19 protein-coding genes are annotated in these 23682 nt (G+C 63.5%); 7 read left to right on the plus strand and 12 right to left on the minus strand.

Features of this window, described 5'->3' with window-relative positions:
* Positions 1–92: 92 nt before the first annotated feature.
* Complete coding sequence (trpS, locus tag CSQ92_RS04345) at positions 93–1169, minus strand: tryptophan--tRNA ligase (RefSeq protein ID WP_225317293.1); 1077 nt, start codon at positions 1167–1169, stop codon at positions 93–95.
* 318 nt (positions 1170–1487) lie between these two features.
* Here trpS and CSQ92_RS04350 point away from each other — a divergent pair, with 318 nt between their 5' ends.
* Positions 1488–3431 carry a CocE/NonD family hydrolase gene (locus tag CSQ92_RS04350; RefSeq protein WP_099393325.1) on the plus strand — a complete coding sequence of 648 codons (1944 nt, stop codon included), beginning with the start codon at positions 1488–1490 and terminating at the stop codon, positions 3429–3431.
* Here the strand turns inward: CSQ92_RS04350 and CSQ92_RS04355 are convergent.
* The 4 genes from CSQ92_RS04355 to CSQ92_RS04370 form a co-directional block, all read right to left on the minus strand.
* On the minus strand, positions 3428–4285 hold the full coding sequence (locus CSQ92_RS04355) for a DMT family transporter (protein ID WP_099393326.1): 858 nt from the start codon (positions 4283–4285) through the stop codon (positions 3428–3430). The two genes, CSQ92_RS04350 and CSQ92_RS04355, sit on opposite strands and share 4 nt — an antisense overlap.
* A 7-nt stretch (positions 4286–4292) precedes the next feature.
* Positions 4293–5114, minus strand: coding sequence for a substrate-binding periplasmic protein (locus CSQ92_RS04360; protein ID WP_034784189.1), 822 nt, complete (start codon positions 5112–5114; stop codon positions 4293–4295).
* A gap of 100 nt (positions 5115–5214) precedes the next feature.
* Positions 5215–6498 (minus strand): TCR/Tet family MFS transporter, encoded by a 1284-nt coding sequence (locus CSQ92_RS04365; RefSeq protein ID WP_034784187.1) that lies wholly within the window; start codon positions 6496–6498, stop codon positions 5215–5217.
* A gap of 157 nt (positions 6499–6655) precedes the next feature.
* The gene (locus tag CSQ92_RS04370; RefSeq protein WP_070257408.1) at positions 6656–7306 is read right to left on the minus strand and encodes an HD domain-containing protein; all 651 of its coding nucleotides are present in this window, start codon (positions 7304–7306) and stop codon (positions 6656–6658) included.
* Positions 7307–7656: 350 nt separating this feature from the next.
* Here CSQ92_RS04370 and CSQ92_RS04375 point away from each other — a divergent pair, with 350 nt between their 5' ends.
* The 3 genes from CSQ92_RS04375 to CSQ92_RS04385 all read left to right on the plus strand — a co-directional run bounded on the left by CSQ92_RS04375 (position 7657) and on the right by CSQ92_RS04385 (position 11793).
* Positions 7657–8148 (plus strand): chemotaxis protein CheW, encoded by a 492-nt coding sequence (locus CSQ92_RS04375; protein WP_034784183.1) that lies wholly within the window; start codon positions 7657–7659, stop codon positions 8146–8148.
* Between the two features lie 309 nt (positions 8149–8457).
* Positions 8458–10074 (plus strand): methyl-accepting chemotaxis protein, encoded by a 1617-nt coding sequence (locus tag CSQ92_RS04380; RefSeq protein WP_099393327.1) that lies wholly within the window; start codon positions 8458–8460, stop codon positions 10072–10074.
* An 81-nt stretch (positions 10075–10155) separates the two neighbouring features.
* Positions 10156–11793, plus strand: a complete 1638-nt coding sequence (locus CSQ92_RS04385) for a methyl-accepting chemotaxis protein (protein WP_099393328.1) — start codon at positions 10156–10158, stop codon at positions 11791–11793.
* Here CSQ92_RS04385 and CSQ92_RS04390 read toward each other — a convergent pair.
* Complete coding sequence (locus CSQ92_RS04390) at positions 11790–12464, minus strand: ribonuclease HI family protein (protein WP_099393329.1); 675 nt, start codon at positions 12462–12464, stop codon at positions 11790–11792. The two genes, CSQ92_RS04385 and CSQ92_RS04390, sit on opposite strands and share 4 nt — an antisense overlap.
* Positions 12465–12606: 142 nt before the next feature.
* Between CSQ92_RS04390 and CSQ92_RS04395 the strand changes: the two genes are divergently transcribed.
* Positions 12607–13815 carry an NAD(P)/FAD-dependent oxidoreductase gene (locus CSQ92_RS04395; protein WP_099393330.1) on the plus strand — a complete coding sequence of 403 codons (1209 nt, stop codon included), beginning with the start codon at positions 12607–12609 and terminating at the stop codon, positions 13813–13815.
* A gap of 59 nt (positions 13816–13874) precedes the next feature.
* Positions 13875–14441: an RrF2 family transcriptional regulator gene (locus tag CSQ92_RS04400; protein WP_092610917.1), complete on the plus strand. Its 567-nt coding sequence runs from the start codon at positions 13875–13877 to the stop codon at positions 14439–14441.
* Between the two features lie 18 nt (positions 14442–14459).
* Here the strand turns inward: CSQ92_RS04400 and CSQ92_RS04405 are convergent, their stop codons facing one another.
* The 4 genes from CSQ92_RS04405 to CSQ92_RS04420 all read right to left on the minus strand — a co-directional run bounded on the left by CSQ92_RS04405 (position 14460) and on the right by CSQ92_RS04420 (position 19772).
* Positions 14460–14801: a hypothetical protein gene (locus CSQ92_RS04405; protein ID WP_034784175.1), complete on the minus strand. Its 342-nt coding sequence runs from the start codon at positions 14799–14801 to the stop codon at positions 14460–14462.
* Positions 14802–14837: 36 nt separating this feature from the next.
* Positions 14838–17522 (minus strand): magnesium-translocating P-type ATPase, encoded by a 2685-nt coding sequence (gene mgtA / locus CSQ92_RS04410; RefSeq protein ID WP_099393331.1) that lies wholly within the window; start codon positions 17520–17522, stop codon positions 14838–14840.
* 395 nt (positions 17523–17917) lie between these two features.
* A complete protein-coding gene (locus CSQ92_RS04415) occupies positions 17918–18532 on the minus strand; it encodes a TetR/AcrR family transcriptional regulator (protein WP_099393332.1) in 615 nt (204 codons plus the stop codon).
* Positions 18533–18554: 22 nt separating this feature from the next.
* Positions 18555–19772, minus strand: coding sequence for a Bcr/CflA family efflux MFS transporter (locus CSQ92_RS04420; protein ID WP_099393333.1), 1218 nt, complete (start codon positions 19770–19772; stop codon positions 18555–18557).
* 163 nt (positions 19773–19935) lie between these two features.
* On the opposite strand from CSQ92_RS04420, the gene CSQ92_RS28985 reads away from it, so the two are divergent.
* The gene (locus CSQ92_RS28985; protein ID WP_161789584.1) at positions 19936–20094 is read left to right on the plus strand and encodes a hypothetical protein; all 159 of its coding nucleotides are present in this window, start codon (positions 19936–19938) and stop codon (positions 20092–20094) included.
* Positions 20095–20278: 184 nt separating this feature from the next.
* Here CSQ92_RS28985 and gcvP read toward each other — a convergent pair whose 3' ends face one another.
* Positions 20279–23179: an aminomethyl-transferring glycine dehydrogenase gene (gene gcvP, locus CSQ92_RS04425; RefSeq protein ID WP_070279244.1), complete on the minus strand. Its 2901-nt coding sequence runs from the start codon at positions 23177–23179 to the stop codon at positions 20279–20281.
* Between the two features lie 103 nt (positions 23180–23282).
* Positions 23283–23663, minus strand: coding sequence for a glycine cleavage system protein GcvH (gcvH, locus tag CSQ92_RS04430; RefSeq protein WP_034784168.1), 381 nt, complete (start codon positions 23661–23663; stop codon positions 23283–23285).
* Between the last annotated feature and the right edge of the window lie 19 nt (positions 23664–23682).

The raw sequence follows: 23682 nt of genomic DNA on the forward strand, positions 1-23682 counted from the left end.
CAAACGAATTGCGCCCAGGCGAAAGCGGGATTTTACCCGACTCCGCCTGGGCGCATCAGTTTGCTATATCAGTTTGCTATGACTGCTGGTGATCAGAAGTAGTTCAGGCCCAGCGCCGACTTGACTTCATCGGCCGTGCGGGCCGCCACTTCGCGTGCCTTGAAGGTGCCTTCCTTCAGCATCTGGATGACCTGGCCCTTGTCCTTGGCGAATTCTTCGCGGCGGGCACGGATCGGCGCCAGCATTTCCTGCAAGACTACATCCAGGCGCTTCTTCACAATGCTGTCGCCCAGGCCGCCACGCACATAATGGGCCTTCATTTCGGCCAGCGCCGCTTTTTCCGGATCGAAGGCGTCCAGGTAGGTAAACGCGATGTTGCCTTCCAGGTGGCCCGGGTCTTCCACGCGCAGGTGCAGCGGGTCGGTATAGACTTTTTTCACGGCGGCCGTGATTTCGGCCGAGGTCGCACCCAGGTTGATGGTGTTGCCCAGCGACTTGCTCATCTTCGCCTTGCCGTCGATGCCGGGCAGGCGGCCGATGTCGGGTACCAGCGCCTTGCATTCCATCAGCACTTCGCGGTTGTACATGCGGTTGAAGCGGCGCACGATTTCATTCGTTTGCTCGATCATCGGAATCTGGTCTTCGCCCACGGGCACCACGCCCGCCTTGAAGGCCGTGATGTCGGCCGCCTGGCTGGCAGGGTAGGTCAAAAAGCCGGCCGGGATGTCGCGCTCGAAGCCGCGCAGGCGGATTTCTTCCTTGACGGTGGGATTGCGCTCGAGGCGCGCCACGGTGACGATGTTCAGGTAGTAAAACGTCAGTTCGGCCAGTTCCGGGATTTGCGACTGGATGAATACCGTGGTCTTCGTCGGGTCGATGCCGACAGCCAGGTAATCGAGCGCCACTTCGACGACATTGCGGTGCACCTTGTCGATGTCTTCCATATTGTCCGTCAGCGCCTGGGCGTCGGCCAGCATGATGAATTGCTTGTAGCTGTTCTGGTAGCGGACGCGGTCGCGCAGGCTGCCCACGTAGTGGCCCAGGTGCAAGGGGCCGGTCGGGCGGTCGCCCGTCAGGATCACGGATTGCGACGCGATGGCGGCGGCGGACAGCGGCGCTGCCGGGGTATTCTCGGTGTCGGGGGTATCGGGGGTGTTAGGCAAGCTCATCAAGTTTCCTTTCGAGCCGCCTGCATCGGGGATGATCCAGGCTGAGCCTGTTACGCCACCGATCGAGGCGGCGTTGATCATAATTCACATCACTATGCAGTGGCCGCGCGGAAGTGAGCGGGACCACCAATTCAAGCAGGCGTGTTGTGAATGAATAAATTTCATGGCGTTATGGTTGCAGTTCGCACGCGTTCTGTCAAGTTTGCGCCCCGATTTATCTGCTGCGTTGCGTCAGATGCTAGCCTTATGCAGAACTTGCTTTCCGGGTACTATTGCCGTTCGGCCACTTTTGCGTGGCATGAATCATTGGAGAACAGTATGCGCGTGTCGTCCCCCGTCCGGCTCACCGGTCTGGCTTTTGTTATCAGTTCCTTGTTTGCAGTACCGGCGATGGCGCAAACGCCGCCGATGACGCCCGATATCGGCGCCAAGCTGGTGATGCCCGACATGAATGACTACGTCAAGCGCGTGGTGATGATCCCCATGCGCGACGGCGTCAAGCTGTACACGGTGATTGTCGTGCCGAAAGGCGCGCAAAAGGCGCCGATCATGCTCACGCGCACGCCGTACAATGCGGCCCGCCGCGCCCAGCGCGCCGCCAGCCCCAGCATGCTGGTCACTTTGCCGCCGGGCGACGACACCCTGGTGGAAAACGGCTACATTCGCGTGTTCCAGGACGTGCGCGGCAAGTATGGCTCGGAAGGCGATTACGTCATGACGCGCCCCGTGCGCGGTCCGCTGAACAATACCAAGGTCGACAACGTCACGGATGCGTGGGACACCATCGACTGGCTCGTCAAAAACGTGCCGGAAACGAATGGCAAGGTGGGCATGCTCGGTTCCTCGTACGAGGGGCATACGGTGCTGATGGCCCTGGTCGACCCGCATCCGGCCCTGAAGGTGGCCATTCCCATGAGCGCCATGGTCGATGGCTGGCGCGGCGACGACTGGTTCCATAACGGTGCCTTCCGCATGCCCAGCCTGTCGTACATCGCGGGACAGACGAGCGTGCGCGGCGGCGGCGAATCGCCGGCGCTGGGCGTCTATGACGATTACGACGCGTATCTGCGCATCGGCTCGGCCGGTGACTACGCGAAAAAATTCGGCATCGACAAGCTGACGTACACGAAAAAGCTGTTCGAACATCCGGCTTACGACAGTTACTGGCAAGAACAGGCGCTCGACAAGATCCTCGCGAAACGCCCGTTGATCGTGCCCACCATGCACGTGGTGGGGCAGTGGGACCAGGAAGATATCTATGGCCCCTACGCCACCTATTGGGCGATGGAGGGACGCGACAAGCGCAACAACCTCAATTACCTGGCCATAGGCCCGTGGCGCCATAGCGGCGTCAACTATCACGGTTCCAGCCTGGGCGCCCTGAAGTTTGACGGCGACACGGCGCGCCAGTTCCGCGAAAAAGTCATGCAGCCATTCCTCAATCAATACCTGAAAGATGGCGCGCCGGACGCGAATACGGCGCCCGTGGTGTCGTACCAGAGCGGCACGAACCAGTGGCAGCGCCTGCAGCAGTGGCCGCTGGCTTGCGAGACCTGCGACACGAAGCTGACGCCGATCTACCTGCAGGATGGCTACAAGCTGGGCTTTGCGGCGCCATCGGGCGCTGCGGATGCGGCTGAAGGCGCCTTCGATGAATACGTGGCCGATCCCGCCAAGCCCGTGCCTTTCGTGCCCCGTCCCGTGCGCCTGAACGATGGCGACGTGTGGAAGCCATGGCTGGTCAGCGACCAGCGCGGCTATGCGGACCGCACGGACGTGCTCAGCTATGTTTCCGAACCGTTGAAAACGGCCGTGCGCATCGCCGGCGCGCCGATGGTCAACCTGTTTGCCGCCACCAGTGGCACGGATGCGGACTGGGTGGTGAAACTGATCGACGTGTATCCGGATGAGGTGCCGTCGCAGCCGGCCATGGGCGGGTATCAGCTGGGCGTGGCGATGGATATCTTCCGCGGCCGCTACCGCGACAGCTTCGAGCACCCGACGCCGATACCTGCGGGCAAAGTGGAGCGCTACCGTTTCGCCTTGCCGAACGCGAATCACGTCTTCCTGCCCGGCCACCGCATCGCCGTGCAAGTACAGTCGAGCTGGTTCCCCCTGTACGACCGCAATCCGCAAAACTACGTGCCGAACATCTTCCTGGCCGACCCAGGCCATTATAGAAAGGCGACGCAGCGCGTGTACCACGCGACAGGGGCGACCAGCGCAATCGAGTTGCCGATTGCGCCGCTCGACGCCCGCTAGGCCATTCGCATCAGCATGGCGCCCGCCGCGATCAGGGCTATGGCCACGTAGCGGCGGGGGCTGATTTTTTCGCGCAGGAACAGGGCCGCAATGGCGATGGCGAACAAAATCGATGTTTCGCGCAGGGCGGCAATGGCGGCCACGGGCGCCTGCGTCATGGCCCACAGGGCCAGGCCATACGAGGCGAGGGTGCCGAAACCGCCAACGGCGGCCAGGCGCCATTGCGTTTGCGCATACGCAAGCAAATCGGCGGGACGGCGCAACGCCGTCCACAGCAGCAATCCGGTTCCGTTCAAGACAAAAATCCACATCGTGTAGGCGGCTGGCGCGCCGGACAGGCGCACGCCGATGCCGTCGATCAGGGTATAGCTGGCGATGACGCAGGCGTTGCCCAGCGCAAAGGCGGTGGCGCGCCCCGTGGTTTTCGGCACCGTGCCGATGGCGCTCGTGCGCGCGGCAACATACAGGCCGAGGATCCCCGCGCAGATGCAGGCGACGGCGCCCATCTGCATGGCGGACAGGCGCTCGCCGATCAGCGGCCAGCTGGCTAGCGCGACGATAAGCGGCGCGCTGCCGCGCATCAGGGGATAGGCATGGCTCATGTCGCCCGCCTTGTAGGCGGCCGCCAGCAGCGAGTAATAGGCCAGCTGCGCCACGGCCGAAGCGGCCAGGTAGGGCCAGCTGGCGGGTGCGGGAGCATGAACAAAGGGCAGGACGGCCAGTGAAATCAGGGCCGCGCCGGCGGAGACGAGCACCGTGCTGAGAAAGGTATCCTTGCCGGACTTGACGATGGCATTCCAGCTGGCGTGCAGCAGGGCGGCAAACAGGACGACGGCGACGACCAGACTGGACATGCAGGCCTTAGCGGGGGCGTATGCTCAGCGACAGCAATTCCTGGCGGTGATGGCGCTGGAAGCCTTCCATCACGGAACCCGAGCGCCCCGCCTTGTCCAGCAGGTCGCGCAGGGTGGCCTGGTCTTCCGCCGTGAGGGATTTGCGCGACAGGTAGACACCGCTCATGCCCCAAGGCAATTCCGGCAGCGCTTCCAGGCGCAAGCGGTCGGCCAGGCCATACACGCGCGCATCGTTCTGCGCCACGCCTGCCAGGATGGTGGGGCTCATGATGGTGGCATCGATGAAGCCGCTTTGCATCAGGCGCGCCACGGAGAGCGCGTCGACTTCGTAGAACAGGCGTCCCTGGCTGCTCAGTTCCTTCGCCAGCGCCTGGTACGGTGCGCCATAGTCGTAGCCGCGCACGAGCGCCACGCGCAATTCGCGCCGCTCGATCAGTTCCTGCATGGTGTTGATGGGCGCGCGCGCGCCCTGTAGCGAGATCAGCAGGGGGCGGCTGCCCAGCATGGGGATGAACAAGCCATGCTGGTCGCGCCGCAAGGTGCTGCTGGCGGGGATCAGCAAGTCGGCCTTGCCCGCCTCGAACATCGCTTCCAGGCGCGCGCGGGGCACGGCCGTGAAGATGAAATTGCAGCCGAGCTTGGCGCCCATGCTGCGCAGCAAGTCGGGATAGATGCCGCCGATCGTGGCGCCATTGACCACCACGCTGGCGCCGATGGCCGAGACGGGCACCTGGATGTCGCGCGAACATTGCGCGCCCGCCAGCGGCGGCAGCGCCAGCGCCAGCATGGCCACGGTTCGGCGCCAGGCGCTGGAATAAAAGTCAGTCATACCCATCCTTGCTCACCATCGAATGCCGGGCATCGGTAACGCCCCGCTGATTATCCCATTCTCGCCTATTTATTTCCCAAATACAACATTATCCCGCTGACTACTTTGTGGTGGAAACCATAAGTCTTGCCTCGCGTTGCGCCTTGAAGTAGCGCCAGGCCACCAGGATGGCCAGAATTTGCATGATCGCGCACAGGTAGAAAGTGCTGCCGATGCGCCAGTCCTGCGGCGGCAAATGGCTCACTTTGCCGAGGATCATGCTGCCCAGCAAAGGCATCATGATGATGCCCAGGCTGCTGATCGATTGCAGAGAGCCCATCAGTTCTCCCTGTTCGCTGGCGTTCGATGATTTCGAGATGATGCCTTGCAGGGCCGGTCCGGCGGCAAAGGCCAGCAGGTTGCAGAGGATCAGCGCATACATCATCCAGCCCTGCGTCGCCAGGCCGTACAGCAAATAGGTGAGGGCGCCCGAAGCCATGCCCAGCAGCGACAACCGCACCTCGCCGAAGCGCTTGATGAGTATGCCCAGCAAGCCCGCCTGCACGACGGCCGCGCACAGGCCCACGCAGAACAGGGCGATGCCGTTCTGGCGCGGCGTCCAGTCGAAACGGAAATGCGTGTACAGCACCCAGGTGGTGTTGAGCATCATTTGCGCAAACGTCATCAGGCCGAAAGCCAGTACCAGGCCGCGGATTTCCACGCGGCGCACCAGCTTCAGCAGGGCGGCAAACGGATTGATGCGCGCCAGGGTGAACGGTGCGCGCGGGCCCGGCTGCAGCGATTCGGGCACGCAGAAATAGCCATAGATGAAATTGGCCGCCGACAGGCCCGCCGCCACGTAGAACGGCAGGCGCAGATCGATTTCGCCCAGCAGGCCGCCCAGCATGGGGCCGCAAATGAAACCCAGACCGAAAGCGGCGCCGATCTTGCCGAAGCTCTTGGCTCGGTTGTCCGGCGTGGACACGTCGGAGGCGTAGGCGGACGCGACCGACATGCTGGCCGACGAGACGCCGCCGATGACCCTGCCGATGAACAGGCAGGCCAGGTTCGGCGCCCAGCCCGTGGCGAGAAAGTTGATGCCCATGCCGGCCATCGAGTAGAGCAGCACGGGACGGCGTCCCACGCGGTCGCTGATGGCGCCCAGCATGGGCATGAAGATGAATTGCAGCAAGCCGAAGAGGGCTGCCATGATGCCGTACCAGAACGCCTGGGCATCCTTGCCGTCGACAAAGTTGCCAATCAGGATGGGCAGCACGGGCACTACCAGGCCGATGCCCAGCATGTCGATGAAGACGCAGACGAGGATGAAATTGAGGTTGCCGGCGCGCGCGGGCGCGGCGGGCGATGATGGGGAAGGGCTGTCGGTGCTGGTTTTATCGGACATGCATGCTTTCGGCGCGCACCCCGCGCCGCCGTGCGGCTGGCGGGGTTCAGTTGTTGGCGTTGCGCCGGCGCGTTGCAGGTTTCTGCTGACGCGCGGCGCGATAGCTGAGCCTTGCATTATAGACAGCATGGGCCATGCTGGCTATCGCCACCAGGGTTTATGTACTAATACCCCATTCGCCGGCAAAGGCGGCGCGGAAATCCGTCAGCACGGCCAGCCGCTGTTCGGCCAGCGCGCGGCCTGCCGCCGTCTGCATCTTGCCGGGCAGTTTGTCGAGCTTGGTGACGATATGGTCGAGCGCGTATGCCTTGTCGTCGAGCGGGCGATGGGCTGCCAGCGGATCGCTGCCATGCGCCAGCGCGCTATCCATGCGCGCCGCCGTGTAAAACAGGCGTGCCAGTCCTACGGCGCCCAGCGCGTCGATGCGGTCGGCATCCTGCACGATTTGCGCTTCGATGGTGTGCGGCGGCAAGTTGGCGGAAAAACTGTGCGTCTCGATGGCGTGTGCCACGCCGGCCAGTTTTTCTGATGGGAAATCCAGTTCCGCCAATTGGCGGCAAGCCAGTGCTGCCGCCTGGCGCGAGGCCAGGTGGCGCTCGGGATGGTTTTTCGGCAGGTTGACCAGGTCGTGCAGATAGCAGGCGGCCATCACGGTGAGGGCGTCCGCTTCCGCATGGTTCTGCAGCAAGACACTGGCATTGCGCCAGACGCGTTGCAGGTGGTTGATGTCGTGGGCGCTGTCGTCGCCCAGGCCGGCCGTGGCCAGCGCCAGCAGGCGTGGTTGCCATTGGGAAAGCAAGGATTGCATGGTTCGAACTTCTAAAAGGCAAAGGCCGCAAGTGTGGCATAAAACGGCGAGCTCGGCAGTGCCGGTACTTGCATTTGCGGTCCGGCGAGTGCCATGCAGCGTGCCGTTTTTGCCACGTAATTTCCCCTTTGATAACGAGGCAGGTCGGCAGACGCTCTTTTTTAGTGCATGTAAAATTTACATGGGGTAACATTGCCGCATGGAAATTAGAAGCATAAGCTAATTGCAAGAAAGTATTTGCAAAACATACAAGTAGGAGCCATGCCTTGCGGATGGCTCTTGTCACGTCCAAGGCCTGCGTGCAGCGTGCCGTGGCCTGCGCCCTTGGGCGATTTAACTAAAGGATTATCATGAGCACCATTTCCAGCGACACTGGCGCAACCGTTGCCAAGGCTGCCGAATACCTGGCTTTTACCCTGGGCCAGGAAGAGTATGGCATCGACATCCAGAAAGTCAGCGAAATCCGCAGCTATGAAACGCCGACCCGCATCGCCAACGCCCCCGAGTTCGTCAAGGGCGTGGTCAACCTGCGCGGCATCATCGTGCCGATCGTCGACATGCGCATCAAGTTCAACCTGGGCACGCCCAGCTATGACCAGTTTACCGTTGTCATCATCCTCAATATCGGCAACCGCGTCGTCGGCATGGTCGTCGACCGCGTCTCCGACGTCACCACCCTGATGCCGGAACAGATCAAGCCGGCGCCGGACATGGGCCGTTCGATCAACACGGAATACGTGATCGGCCTGGGCACCATCGACGAGCGCATGCTGATCCTGGTCGATATCGACCAGCTGATGTCCAGCGCCGACATGGGTTTGATCGAGAAGCTGGCCGCCTAGGCCGCCAGGAAAAGTCCAGGGCGGCGTTGCCTCGCCGTACATTCGTACTGCCTTCGGCCACGCGCCTTGACCTGCACATTTCCTGACACCCCGGTGCCGAGAGGGTTTTTTAGAAACAATTGACCCCAAGCATTGTTTGCTTTTTCTGCAAGGCGCACGCTAGCGCATTTCCTGGCGCACGGTTCAGCCGAACCGTGCGCCAGTTTCACTTGTCACGCCAACTCGCTACAGCGGCCAGTCAGCGCCCGCCCATGAGCGAGATCGTCAGCTCGTTATCAGGCTGACGGCAGGGCTTTTTAGGATAGTCACATGAATTTATTACGCAACGTCAGCATCGGTGTCCGCCTCGGACTCGGTTTTGCCGTGATTTTGCTGTTTTCCATGCTCATTACGGGCATCAGCGTCTGGCGCCTGCACGACGTGGCCAGCGCCACGCGCGTCATGATGGAGCAGCCGCTGGCCAAGGAACGCTATATTTCCGACTGGTATGGCCGTATCGACAGCGCCGTGCGCCGTACCATCGCCATTGCCCGCAGCAGCGATACCTCGCTCAGCGGCTATTTCGCCGAAGAATCGAAAGTCTCGTCGTCCAGTTCGGCCGAGCTGCAAAAGAAGATCGAGGCGCTGATCGACAAGCCGGAGGAAAAAGCCATGTTCGCGGGCTTGCTGGAACAGCGCAAGGTGTACATCGGTTCGCGCGACCAGGTCTACAAGCTGAAGGGCGAAGCGCAGGTCGATGCCGCCAATGACGTGTTTGAAAAGACCTTCGTGCCGGCCGCCGCGAAATACCAGAAAATGGTCTCGGACTTGCTGGAGCACCAGCGCGCGACGATCGACACGACGGCACGCGAGATCGATGCCGTCGCCAATACCAGCCGCAACCTGATGCTGGTGCTGGCCGCGCTGGCGCTGGCATTCGGCGTAGTCTGCGCCTGGGTCTTGACGATGGGCATCGTGCGTCCCCTGCGCACGGCCGTGGACATCGCCCGCAAGGTAGCCGATGGCGACTTGACGGCGCAGATCGACGCCAGCGCCAAGGATGAAACCGGGCAACTGTTGCTGGCCCTGAAAGACATGAACACCAGCCTGCTCAACATCGTCGGCGAAGTGCGCAGCGGCACGGACAGCATCGCCACGTCATCGACGCAGATCGCCGCCGGCAACCAGGACCTGTCTTCCCGTACGGAAGAGCAGGCCGGTTCCCTGGAAGAGACGGCTTCGTCGATGGAAGAGCTGACCAGCACCGTGAAACAGAACGCGGACAATGCGCGCCAGGCGAACCAATTGGCGGCCTCGGCGGCGCAAGTGGCTGTCAAGGGCGGCGAAGTCGTGGCGCAGGTGGTGGGCACGATGGAATCGATCAATGCGTCATCGAACAAGATCGTCGACATCATTTCCGTCATCGATGGCATCGCCTTCCAGACGAATATCCTGGCCTTGAACGCGGCCGTGGAAGCTGCCCGCGCGGGCGAGCAGGGCCGTGGCTTTGCCGTCGTGGCGTCCGAAGTGCGCAACCTGGCGCAGCGTTCGGCGTCGGCGGCGAAAGAAATCAAGACCCTGATCGGCGCGTCCGTGGAGCAAGTCAACGCGGGCAGCATGCTGGTGGCGCAAGCCGGCTCGACCATGAACGATATCGTCGACAGCGTGCAGCGCGTGAGCGACATCATCACGGAAATCACGGCGGCCAGCAGCGAGCAAAGCGTGGGCATCGACGAGATCAACCGCGCCATCGGCCAGATGGATGCCGTCACGCAGCAAAATGCGGCGCTGGTGGAGGAGTCGGCGGCCGCCGCCGAATCGATGCAGCACCAGGCACACAACCTGGCGCAGGTCGTCAGCGTGTTCAAGCTCAATGAGCAGAGTGGTGCTAAAGCGCTGAAACGCCCGGCTGCGCCGAAAACCGCCTTGCGCATCGGCACACGCTGATGGCGCCGCGGCTGCCCCGAGCAGCCGCTTTCTGCTGTCCCCCTTTTATATAGTCTGGTTCCGCTTTTTTAGGATATTCACATGAATTTGTTAAGAAACGTCAGTATTGGTGTGCGCCTCGGCCTGGGTTTTGCCGTGATTTTGCTGTTTTCCATGGTCATCACGGGCATCAGCGTGTGGCGCTTGCATGATGTGGCCATGGCCACGCGCACCATGATGGAGCTGCCGCTGGCGAAGGAACGCTATATTTCCGACTGGTACGCGAAGATCGACAGCGGCGTGCGCCGCACCACGGCCATCGCGCGCAGCAGCGACACCACACTGGGCGCGTATTTTGCGGAAGAGGCCAAGCAATCGTCCGTCGTATCGGGCGAATTGCAAAAGAAAATCGAAGCCTTGATTTCCAGCCCGGAAGAAAAGGAACTGTTCCGCCTGGTGAGCGAACAACGCAAGGTTTACCTCGATTCGCGCGCGCAAGTGTCGAAGCTGAAAGCGGATGGACAGGAAGCGGAAGCGGAGCAGGCGTTCCAGGGCATCTTCGTGCCCGGTTCGACGAAATACCTGAAAGTGGTCAACGACATGCTGCAACACCAGCGCGCCAGCATTGACAAGACGGCGCGCGAGATCGACGAGGTCGCCAAGACGAGCCGCAACTTGCTGCTGACCCTGGCCGTGCTGGCGCTGGGCTTTGGCGTCGTCTGCGCCTGGTTGTTGACGATGGGCATTGTGCGCCCCCTGCGCACGGCCGTCGACATCGCCCGCAAGGTAGCCGATGGCGACTTGACGGCGCAGATCGACGCCAGCGCCAAGGATGAAACGGGGCAACTGCTGCTGGCCCTGAAGGACATGAACACCAGCCTGCTCAATATCGTCAGCGAAGTGCGCACGGGCACGGACAGCATCGCTACCTCGTCGACGGAAATTGCCGCCGGCAACCAGGATCTGTCTTCCCGCACGGAAGAGCAGGCCGGTTCGCTGGAAGAGACGGCTTCGTCGATGGAAGAGCTGACCTCGACCGTGAAACAGAACGCGGACAATGCGCGCCAGGCGAACCAGTTGGCTGCCTCGGCGGCGCAAGTGGCTGTCAAGGGCGGCGAAGTCGTGGCGCAGGTGGTGGGCACGATGGAATCGATCAATGCATCATCGAACAAGATCGTCGACATCATCAGTGTGATTGATGGCATCGCCTTCCAGACGAATATCCTGGCCTTGAACGCGGCCGTGGAAGCGGCCCGTGCGGGCGAGCAGGGCCGTGGCTTTGCCGTCGTGGCGTCCGAAGTGCGCAACCTGGCGCAGCGTTCCGCTTCGGCGGCGAAAGAAATCAAGACCCTGATCGGCGCGTCCGTGGAGCAAGTCAACGCGGGCAGCATGCTGGTGGCGCAAGCCGGTTCCACCATGAACGATATCGTCGACAGCGTGCAGCGCGTGAGCGACATCATCACGGAAATCACGGCGGCCAGCAGCGAGCAAAGCGTGGGCATCGACGAGATCAACCGCGCCATCGGCCAGATGGATGCCGTCACGCAGCAAAATGCGGCGCTGGTGGAAGAGTCGGCGGCCGCCGCCGAATCGATGCAGCACCAGGCGCACAACCTGGCGCAAGTGGTCAGCGTGTTCAAGCTGAACGGGCAGCAGGCCAGTGTCAGCGGATTGAAGGGGGTGAAACGTCCGGTGGCGAAAGAGCCGAAGGAAGCGTTGCGGATCGGCCGCGCCGCTTAATCCTCTTCTACCCAGCCGGTAATGGCCAGCTGGGACAGCCGGTCCGCCTCGCCATTCCTGTGGCGCGGCAGCCAGCGCAAGCTCACATCAGTAAATTGTTCCAGCAGGGCCACTACGGTGGCCCTTTGCGTTTCCAGTCCCTTGGCCCCCAGCGGCGTCGTTCCCAGCACATCATTGATCACCACCTGGCTGTCGCCGTACAGCAGCAGTTGCACGGGCGGCGGACGCACCTTGAGTGCCGCCTGCAGCACGGCCGTCAGGGCCGCATATTCCGCGTCGCTGCTGCTGCCATAGCCGGCAGCCTCGCTCACTTCGATGCGCTCGCCGTTTGGCCCCAGCAGCAGGGCGCCTATGCCCAGCTTGCCCGGGTTCGGATGGGCGGAACCGTCGAACCAGCCGCGCCAGGCCGAAGCCGGCACGGCCATCACCCGCCGCGCCGCCTGCGCCTGCTGGCGATCGCTGATCTTTTGCGCCTTGCGCTGCGCTTCGGCGGCGTGCGCCTGCAGCCGCGTCGCCAGCAGGGCGGCCAGGCCCAAGGTGCCGGATGCCTGTTCCAGTATCCGCCGCAGCGCCGCGTCGCCGGCGATGCCTTCCAGCGCGGCCAGGCGGCGTGCCTGTGCCCGCTCGCTCTTGAACGCTGCTGCCAGCAATGTTTCCAATTCCTCTTGCATGGGACTTTCCCTCATCATCGTGCCGCGAATCTACGCGAGTGCGGCACAGTCCGCAAGGCAGGCTGTTGCGATTTTGGCGGGTTAGCTTGCAACTCATAACGCGGAGTGATATAGTCTGCGTTATCAAATCAAGGAGAAAAACATGACACAGCGCGTATTGATCATTGGTGCCGGCTTTGCCGGATTGTGGAGTGCCCTGGCAGCCGTGCGTCGCCTGAAGCTGGAAAACATTGCCGCAGGCGAGATCGAAGTGGCGCTGGTGGCGCCGGAAGCCATGCTGACGATGCGCCCCCGCCTGTACGAACCGGCGCCCGCCAGCATGGTGGCGCCGTTGCAGCAACTGTTTGACGAGACGGGCGTGCGCTTCATCGCCGGCAAGGTCGATGCCATCCGCAGCGACAGCGACGAAGTCGACATCGTGGCCGCCGATGGCAGCCGTTCGACCCTGGCCTACGACCGCCTGGTACTGGCGGCCGGTAGCAGCCTGTTCCGGCCGAATATTCCGGGTCTGCAAGAATTTGCCTTCAGCGCCGACCAGCGCAGCGAAGCGGTGGCGCTCGATGCGCACCTGCATGCGCTGGCCGCCCGGCCCGCATCGGCCGCGCGCAATACCGTCGTGGTGGCCGGCGGCGGCTTCACGGGCATCGAGCTGGCGGCCGAGCTGCCGGCCCGCCTGCGCGCCATCCTGGGCGAAGATGCCGATATCAAGGTGATCATCGTCGAGCGGGCGTCCGATATCGGTCCGGATCTGGGGCCGGGACCGCGCCCCGTGATCGAGCAGGCGCTGGCGGAGCTGGGCGTGGCATGCCGGCTCGGTTCGGCGGTGGCCGCCATCGACGCGGATGGATTGACGACGGCCGATGGCGAGCGCATCGAGGCGTCCACCGTGGTGTGGACGGCGGGCGTGCGGGCCAGTGCGTTGACGGCGCAGGTTCCCGGTGAGAAAGACGCCGCGGGACGCCTGCGGGTGGCGCATGATTTGCGCGTGCCTGGCGCCGGCAGGGTATTTGCCACGGGCGACGCCGCCGTTGCCGCCACGGATGACGAAGGCAATCACACGCTGATGAGCTGCCAGCACGCCATGTTCCTTGGGCGCTCCTCGGGCGACAATGCCGTGGCTGACCTGCTGGGACTGGCCACGCGGCCCTACCGCCAACCCTATTATGTGACCTGCCTGGACCTCGGAGCATGGGGTGCGGTCGTGACGCAGGGCTGGGAGCGCAAGGTGTGGCTGACGGGCAGCGAGGGCAAGGCCATGAAGGTGGCCATCAATGGCCGTGTGATTTATCCGCCTGCCGATAGTGCCGCGGCGCTGGCCGCCGCCGATCCGGCGTTCGAGCTGTCGCTGTAGCCTTGCGGCTGCAAACGGGGAGTGCTACAGTCCCCGTTTTGCAACGGAGGAATGGCATCATGGCACATTATGGAAGCGGCACCGAGTATGGCTTGCATTGCCTGCTATATCTGGCACAGCCGCTTGCCGAGCCTGCCAGCAGCCGCGACCTGGCGGAGTTGCAGGGTATTTCCGTCTCCTTCCTGGCGAAAATCTTTCCCAAGCTGGAGAAGGCGGGCATCGTGACCGCGTCGGAAGGCATACGCGGCGGTTATCAGCTGGCGCGCCCGCCCGGCGACATCAGCGTGCTCGACGTGGTGGATGCCATCGAAGGCCCGAAACCCCTGTTCGATTGCCAGCAGATCCGCAGCCGCTGCACCCTGTACGAAGGCGAGCCGCCCGGCTGGATGACCAGCGGCGTATGCGGCATCCATGCCCTCATGCTGCGCGCCGAGAAAAGCATGCGCGCCGAACTGGGCAAGACCACCTTGCTTGACTTGGCGCAAGGTTTTGGCAGTGTCGCGCCGGCCGGCTTTGGCGCGGATGTGCAGGGCTGGTTCAGCGGCCGCGTGCAGGAGCGCAGCGAGGCGCGCATCGCCGCCGTCCGCGGACCGAAGTCGCGCCGCATCAAGGGCGACGTGGTTTGACGCTCATTTGACGCTACTTCACGGTTTCAACAGCACGGTATCGACCAGGCTGCCAATCCAGCATAGCACCAGCACGCCCACGGCCACCGTCATGGCGGGGCCGTCATTGGCGGACAGGGCATCGACTTTTTCCACGATCAGCTGCACGTCGAAGGGCAGGGCACCGCTGTCGATCTGTGCCATTATCTGGTCCAAACGTGCCATGATCTGGCGCACTACGAGCACCAGCGCGACCAGGGCCGGCACGAGGAAGAGGCAGCCGCGTGCCTTGCGTTGCAATACGAAATGCCCGCTGCCGGGAAAAACCAGGGCCGACAGCAGCAGGGCGAGATTACGCTTGGAAGGAGGGGAGCCGCTCATGCGTGCCTTGTGTGGGTGGAAGAGCGGCTCATCATACTATTGCCAGCCGAATTTGCGCAGATACACGCGTTTCATGAACGTCGTCAGCACCGTGTAGCAGACGAGGATGCCCAGCAGCCAGGGGAAGTAGCCCAACGGCAAGGCCTGCAGCTTGAAGTAGGTCGCCAGCGGCCCCATCGGCAGGAAGACGCCCACGGCCATGATGGCGGTGGTGGCCACCAGCAGGGGCACGGAGGCGATGCTGTCGATGAAGGGCAGCTTGGGCGTGCGGATCAGGTGCACGATCAGGGTTTGGGTCAACAGCCCCACGACGAACCAGCCGGACTGGAACAGGGTTTGCTGCTCTGGCGTATTCGCGCCAAACACATGCCACATCAAGATAAACGTGCTGATGTCGAAGATCGAGCTGATCGGGCCGAAAAAGACCATGAAGCGGCCGATGTCGCGCGGATTCCAGCTCAGCGGCTGCTGGATCAGTTCGGCGTCGACATTGTCGAAGGGAATGGCGATCTGCGACACGTCATACAGCAGGTTCTGCACCAGCAAGTGCAGCGGCAGCATGGGCAAGAACGGCAAAAAGGCGCTGGCCACCAGCACGGAAAACACATTGCCGAAGTTCGAGCTGGCCGTCATGCGGATGTATTTGAGCATGTTGCTGAAGGTGCGGCGGCCTTCCAGCACGCCTTCTTCCAGCACCATCAGGCTCTTTTCCAGCAGGATGATGTCGGCCGCTTCCTTGGCGATATCGACGGCGGAATCGACGGAAATGCCGATGTCGGCCGCGCGCAGGGCGGGCGCGTCGTTGATGCCGTCGCCCATGAAGCCGACGATGTGGCCATTGCCGCGCAGGGCGCGCACGAGGCGCTCCTTGTGCAGCGGGCTGAGCTTGGCAAACACGGTATTGTCTTCCGCTGCCCTGGCCAGGGTGGCGTCGTCCATGTCGTCGAGCTGCGGGCCTTGCAGCACGCCATGCACGGCCAGGCCCACTTCGCGGCAAATCTTCGCCGTCACCAGGTGGTTGTCGCCCGTCAGGACTTTTACGGTCACGCCGTGTTCCGCCAGCGCGCGCAGGGCCGGCGCCGTCGATTCCTTCGGCGGATCGAGGAAGGCCACATAGCCGATCAGGGTCAGCGCCGTTTCATCGGCCACGCCGTACACGGTTTTGTGGGGCGGCACTTCCTTGACGGCCACGGCCACCACGCGCAAACCTTCCGCGTTCAGGCCATGCGTGGTTTCCAGCACCTTGGCCAGCAGGGCCGCATCGAGGGGAATATTCACGCCGCCCAGGCGCAGATGGCTGCAGGCGGCGAGGATTTCCTCGACGGCGCCCTTGCAGATCAGCTCATGGTGGTCGTTTTTTTCGGAAACGACGACTGACATGCGGCGGCGCACGAAATCAAACGGGATTTCATCGACTTTCACGTAATCGCGGGCCAGCTGCATTTCCGTCTGCAATTCCACGTGGTCGAGTACGGCGCGGTCCAGCAGGTTTTTGAGGCCCGTCTGGTAGTGGCTGTTCAGATAAGCGAATTGCAGCACTTCGTCGGAGGGCTGGCCGAACACGTCCGTGTGGCGCTCGAGCACGATCTTGTCCTGCGTCAAGGTGCCCGTCTTGTCCGTGCACAGCACGTCCATGGCGCCGAAGTTCTGGATGGCGTCCAGGCGTTTCACGACGACTTTCTTTTTCGACAGTTTCACGGCGCCCTTGGCTAGAGTGCTGGTGACGATCATGGGCAGCATTTCCGGCGTCAGGCCGACGGAGACGGACAGGGCGAACAAAAACGCTTCCATCCAGTCGCCCTTGGTCCAGCCATTGATGAGGAACACGAGCGGCGCCATCACGAGGGCGAAGCGGATCAGCAGCCAGCTGACGCTGTTGACGCCCGCTTCGAAGGCCGTCGGCGTGCGCTCGGTGGCCGTCACGCGCGTGGCGATGGTGCCGAAGTAGGTGCGGTTGCCGGTGGCCAGCACCAGCGCCGTGGCGGCGCCGGAGATCACGTTGGTGCCCATGAACAGCAGGTTGGCCAGTTCCATGGGATCGCGGCCTGCGCTGTCGGCCAGCTCGGCCATTTTTTCCACCGGCAAGGATTCACCCGTCATGGCGGCCTGGCTGACGAACAGGTCTTTCGCGGAAAGCAATCGGCAGTCGGCGGGTATCATGTCGCCGGCCGACAGCACGATGATGTCGCCCTGCACCAGCTGGCGGATCGGCAGCTCGATCTGCTGGCCATTGCGCAGCACGGTGGCCGTATTGCTGACCATGGCTTTCAGGCGCTCGGCGGCACGGTTCGAGCGGCCTTCCTGCACGAAGCGCAGCAGGGTCGACAAAATCACCATGGTGCCGATGACGATGGTGGCTTTCGGGTCTTCCGTCAGGTAGGACACGATGGCCAGCACGGTCAGTAACAGGTTGAACGGATTCTTGTAGCACAGCCACAGGTGCTGGTACCAGGCCAGCGGCTTTTCATGCTCGACTTCATTGGGGCCCGTTTGCGCGCCGATGACTTGCGCTTCGGCATCGCGCAAGCCTTCGATGCGCGTGTGCAGGCGGTTCAGCGCGCTATCGAGGTCTTCATGGGCGGCAGCCAGCAGCTGGCGCGCCAGGTGGTCGGGCACGGGGCGGGCCGTGCTGTTTTCCGGCGGCATGGCGCGCCGGCGGAAGTGGCCGGCCGTATGGCGCTTGCGCAGGAACGATTCGAATAAGCGGGTGAAGAGATTCATGGCTCTTCCTTTCACGACGAGGTGTTGACGGGCGGCGCAGCCGCAGGCAAGACTTGCGTGCCGCCAACGCAACATGGCGAGGCATGGCGCTGGCGGGCAATCCGGGTCAGTAGCCGGTCGCGATCGGAAAGAGGGGGAGAGGCGCGCAGCCGTACTGGCCGCGCGAGACACCGCACCTTGCTCAGCAAGGCACGGAGAAAACGGAATTCCGTGTTGCTTGCTGTTTAGCTGCCGAGGCAATCACCGATACAAGATCGGCTACTGTCACTAGAACAAGTACCCACGTGGGACTCCGTAAATGAATAATGAGGGCATCTTATGGATGTGCTGCAAGAGTGTCAACTGAAGAAATCTTAGGTTTCCAAAGTGTAATGTGGGTGTTGCCGGCCACTTGCTCAGCCATGTTGCGTGGCCATCGCCAGCGAATCGGACAATATCTGCCACAAGGCCGCGTGGCGCTGCTGCAGCGCGGCGCCGCCCGCGTAGATCAGCTCCACGTGCAGGCTGTCGACGATGCCCAGGTAGGCTTGCGCGTACAGGTCGACGCGCTGCGGCGGCAGCGCGGGCGCCAGCCGGCCCAGGCTGGCCACGTAGTGCCGCTGCAATTGCGCCAGCAGCGCTTCGTAACCCGTGCCCACTTCCACGCGCAGGGGCGCGGGCGGCAAATACGCCGTGCGCAGTAAAAAGCGCAGGTGGGCCGAGTCCGCATAGCGCTGCGCCATGCGGTCGCAGTACAGGGAGCCGGCCAGGGCACTGCCGGCCGTGGCCGCCAGCGCCGCTTCATCGGCGAAACAGGCATCCATGAAGGCTTGCTCTTCGGCCAGGGCGTCGGCAAACACGTCGAGGAACAGGGCATCCTTGCCGGCGAAGTGCGAGTACAGCGAAGCCTTGCGCATGCCCGCCTGCCCGGCGATGTCGCTGAGGGACGAGGCATCGTAGCCGTGCTCCGAAAAGTGCACGACCGCGACGGCACAGATGTTATCGGCCGAGGCCGAGCGTTTTTTCATCATTGAGGTGAGTGTGAGTGAGGCGTCAGTGCGCTCCCAGGCTGCTGGCATGGACCGGATGGACGCGCGCAGTGGCCAGGGTCAGCCATGATACCAGCAGGCCGGCCACGGTCAAGAACAGCAGCCAGGGCAATGGCCCCCATTCGGACAGGCTGGCCGCCAGCGGCGTGGCCAGCGACGACAAGGTCATCTGGATGGCGCCCAGCAGGGCGGCCGTGGAGCCGAGCGCGCGCTGCTGCGAACCCATGGCCATGGCCATCAGCGCCGCTTCCGCGATGCCCAGGCCAAACAGGGCCACGAACATGCCCGGCACGACGGCGGCGATGCCGGCTCCCGCCCAGGCACCGAGCAGGGCCAGTCCCGCGCCGCACAGCATGGCCGCGCTGCCCGTCACGCTCAACCGCGCCACGCCATATTTTTCCACCAGGCGGCCGCTGGCCATCGCGCCGAGCAGCACGGCCACGCCCGTGGCGCCGAAGACGAGGCCGAAGCTGCCGGCGGACAGGCCGAAATCGCGCTGGTACACGAGCGACGCGCCGCCGATATAGGCAAACAGGAAAAAGAAAGTGGCGGACAGGGCCAGCGCGGGCAGCAGGAAGGCGCGGTCCAGCGCGATGCGCGCATACGTGCGGTGCATGCCTTGCGGCGAGACGCGGCGGGCGCGGGGCAGCGTTTCCGGCAGGAACAGCGCGCTATTGAGCAGGGTCAAGACACCGAGCGCGGCCAGGGCCAGCATCACGGCGCGCCAGCCGTAATGCGCGTCGAGCAAGCCGCCCACGGCCGGCGCCAGCACGGGCGCCAGGCCCACGATGGTCATCAGGAGGGCAAACAGCTGCGCCGCCTGCACGCCATCGGCCACGTCGCGCACCATGCTCATCACGACGACCAGGGTCAGCGCCGCGCCCAGGCCCTGCAGGGTGCGCGCCAGCAGCAGGGTGGTCAATTGGTCGGCCTGCGACGCCCATACGGCGGCAAGAATGTAGACGGCGATGCCGGCCAGCAGCGGACGGCGCCGGCCCAGCATGTCGGTCAGCGGGCCGCACAGCAGCTGCCCGCCGCCCAGTGCCAGCAGGAAGACGGTCAGGCTCAGCTGCACATTCGCGTACGAGGTGTGCAGCTCGCGCGCCATGGCGGGCATCGAGGCCAGATACATGTCGATGCCGGCCGGACCGAGCACGGCGACCAGGGCCAGGGAAGCCGCCAGCCCGAGACTGGCGGCGGGAAGAGGGGTTTTCTGCTGCATTGCGCTTCCTTTGTATCGTCAAAAAACACGGCATGGACATTGCCGTCTTTTTTATTGTACACTGACTACCTACCGATAGGTAGTCAACTCAATAAAGGCAAAGGATGACGACGATGATGAACGTAACAATGGCGGCTGCGCCGCATCTGCGGGGAGAGCGGACATGACGGAAGTGGGTATTTCGCTCAGCGGCGTGGCCGTAGCGCTGCTGTTTGCCGCCTGGAGTTCGCACCGCGCCCGCTGCGAGCGGCGCGATGTCGTGCTGTTGACGATGCTGGGCACCGTGCTGGGGTTGCCGGGCGCGGCCTTGCTGGCGCTGTGACGTTGTCACGTTGTAGGTCGGATTAGCGGAGCGTAATCCGACATCGCCACAAGCGCCAACCATGTGTCGGATTACGCGCTTGCGCGCTAATCCGACCTACGTGGATGTGCAGGCATAAAAAAAGGCAGGCCGCGTGGCCTGCCTTCTTGTCGTCGACAGGCCCGCGGAAGCGGGCGCCCGGCGCTTACTCTTCTTCGTACGAGCTGATAGGCGCGCAGCCGCAGAACAGGTTGCGGTCGCCGTACACGTTGTCGGCGCGGCCGACTGGTGGCCAGTATTTGCGCTGGCGCAGGGAAGCGACGGGGTAGGCGGCGATTTCGCGGCTGTACTTGCGTTCCCAGTTGTCCGACATCAGCACCTGTGCCGTGTGCGGCGCGTTTTTCAGCGGGTTGTCGTCGTGGTCGAATTCACCGCTGGCGACCTTGGCGATTTCCGCGCGGATGGCGATCATGGCGTCGATGAAACGGTCGATTTCCACTTTCGATTCGCTTTCCGTCGGCTCGATCATCAGGGTGCCCGGCACGGGGAAGCTCATGGTCGGCGCATGGAAACCGAAGTCCATCAAACGCTTGGCCACGTCTTCGTTGCTGATGCCGGTGGCGTCCGTGATCGGGCGCAGGTCCAGGATGCACTCGTGCGCGACCAGGCCATCGTGGCCCGAGTACAGCACGGGGTAGTGCGGCGCCAGGCGGCGCGCGATGTAGTTCGCCGCCAGGATCGCCGTCTCGGTCGCTGCCGTCAAGCCTTCCGCGCCCATCATGGCGATGTACATCCACGAAATCGGCAGGATGCTGGCCGAGCCGAATGGCGCGGCGCTGACGGCGCCGATGCCGGCCACATCGCGCTGGTAGCCGGAGGAACGCTGGTTCGGCAGGAATTTCGCCAGGTGGGCGCCGACGCCGATCGGGCCGACGCCTGGTCCGCCGCCGCCGTGCGGGATGCAGAAGGTCTTGTGCAGGTTCAGGTGCGACACGTCGCCGCCAAACGAGCCGGGAGCGGCCACGCCGACCAGCGCGTTCATGTTGGCGCCGTCGATGTAGACCTGGCCGCCGTGCGAGTGGATGATCTCGCACAGTTCCTGGATGCCTTCTTCAAACACGCCGTGGGTGGATGGGTAGGTGACCATTACGCAGGCCAGGTTGGCGCTGTGCTTTTCCGCTTTCGCTTTCAGGTCGGCCAGGTCCACGTTGCCGTTGGCGTCGCAGCTGGTGACGACCACCTGCATGCCGACCATGTTGGCCGATGCCGGGTTGGTGCCGTGCGCCGACGACGGGATCAGGCAGATGTTGCGGTGGCCTTCGCCGCGCGATTCGTGGTAGGCCTTGATCACCAGCAGACCTGCGTATTCGCCCTGCGAGCCGGCGTTCGGCTGCAGCGAGACGGCCGCGTAGCCTGTCAGCGCGCACAGCATCTCTTCCAGTTGCGAGATCATTTCGCGGTAGCCGACCGTTTGCGCATCGGGAGCGAACGGGTGGATGTTGGAGAATTCGGGCCAGGTGACGGGAATCATTTCCGACGTGGCGTTCAGCTTCATGGTGCACGAGCCGAGCGGGATCATGGTGCGGTCCAGCGCCAGGTCCTTGTCGGCCAGGCTGCGCAGGTAGCGCAGCATTTCGTGTTCCGAGTGGTAGCTGTTGAAGACGGGGTGGGTCAGGTAGGCGCTCTCGCGCGCCAGCTGTGCCGGCAGGGCGCTGGTGACGCCAGCTTCCACGCTGTCCAGGTCAGGCGCGGCAGGCGCGTTGGCCAGACCGTGCGCGAACACTTTCCACAGCAGCGCGATATCGTCGCGCGTGGTGGTTTCATCGAGCGACACGCCGACGTGGGTATTGTCGATCTTGCGCAGATTAACGCCGTGGTGCATGGCCGTCGCGTGCAGTTGCGCCGCATCGGCAACGTTGATGGTCAGCGTGTCGAAGTAGCTTGCGTTGACGACGCCATAGCCGAGTGTCTTCAGGTTGGCGGCCAGCACGCCCGTGTAGCGGTGTACGCGCTGGGCGATCTGCAGCAGGCCGGCAGGCCCGTGGTAGACGGCGTACATCGAAGCCATCACGGCCAGCAGCACTTGCGCCGTGCAGATGTTCGAGGTCGCTTTTTCGCGGCGGATATGCTGTTCGCGCGTTTGCAGGGCCAGGCGATACGCCTTGTTGCCTTGCGCATCGACGGTCACGCCGACCAGGCGGCCCGACATATTGCGCTTGAATTCATCGCGCGTGGACAGATAGCCCGCGTGCGGGCCGCCGAAACCGAGCGGCACGCCGAAGCGCTGGCTGTTGCCGACGACGACGTCGGCGCCCCATTCGCCCGGCGGCGTCAGCATGGTCAGGGCCAGCAGGTCGGCCGCGACGATGACCATGGCGCCATTCGCGTGCAGTTTTTCCACGCCGGCGCGGTAGTCGCGCACGACGCCGTTGACGCCAGGGTATTGCAGCAGCACGCCGAAGCAGGCGTCCAGCGACTCGATTTCAGCCGGATCGAAGGTGCGCACTTCGATGCCGATCGGCTGGGCGCGCGTTTGCACCACTTCCAGGGTTTGCGGCAGCACGTCATTGGCGACGTACAGCACGTTCGACTTCGACTTGCCGACGCGCTGGATCAGGGTCATCGCCTCGGCGGCGGCCGTGCCCTCGTCCAGCATCGAGGCGTTCGATATGCCCATGCCGGTCAAATCCGTGATCACTTGCTGGAAGTTCAAAATCGCTTCAAGGCGGCCTTGCGAAATCTCTGGCTGGTAAGGCGTGTACGCCGTGTACCAGGCCGGGTTTTCAAAGATGTTGCGCAACACGACGCCAGGGGTGAACGTGTTGTAGTAGCCCTGGCCGATCAGGGATTTCAATACCTGGTTCTTGCCGGCGATGGCTTTCAGGCGCGACAGGGCTTCCTGTTCCGGCATCGGCTGCGAGTACGCGCCCAGGGGCAGGGCGCCCTTGTTGCGGATGTTGGCCGGTACCAGGGCGTCGATCAGCGCGGCGCGCGATGGATAGCCGAGGGTCGCCAGCATGGCTTGCTGTTCGGTGGCAGAAGGGCCGATGTGGCGGGCGATGAAGGCATCGCGTGCTTCGAGTTGGGTCAGGCTGGTGCGGGTCATGATATAGAGGCCAAAAAAGACTGAAAAACCGGGATGCGGCGCGCGGACGCAGCGCAGAAAAAATGCAAACGGGCCGCGATTGCGGCCCGTGAGTCAAACGCGATTACGCGCCGGTGGTGGCGCCATAGGCGGCAGCGTCGAGCAAGCCGTCCAGGGCCGACACGTCGGCTGGCTTGATCTTGAACAGCCAGTTGGCGTAGGCGTCGGCGTTGATCGACTCAGGCGAGTTGACCACGTCGTCGTTGACGGCCACGACTTCGCCGGCGATCGGCGCGTAGATGTCGCTCGCTGCCTTGACCGATTCCACCACGGCGGCGTCGTCGCCGGCGCCGTAGGTATTGCCCACGGTTGGCAGTTCGACGAAGACGATGTCGCCCAGGGCGTCCTGCGCGTACTCGGTGATGCCGACGGTGATCGTGCCGTCGCCTTCAAGGCGTACCCATTCGTGGGAAGCGGTGTACTTCAGTTCTGCAGGAATGTTCATGTGTGGCTCCAGATAGTAA

It is taken from the genome of Janthinobacterium sp. BJB446, assembly GCF_002735655.1.
Classification (GTDB): domain Bacteria; phylum Pseudomonadota; class Gammaproteobacteria; order Burkholderiales; family Burkholderiaceae_D; genus Janthinobacterium; species Janthinobacterium lividum.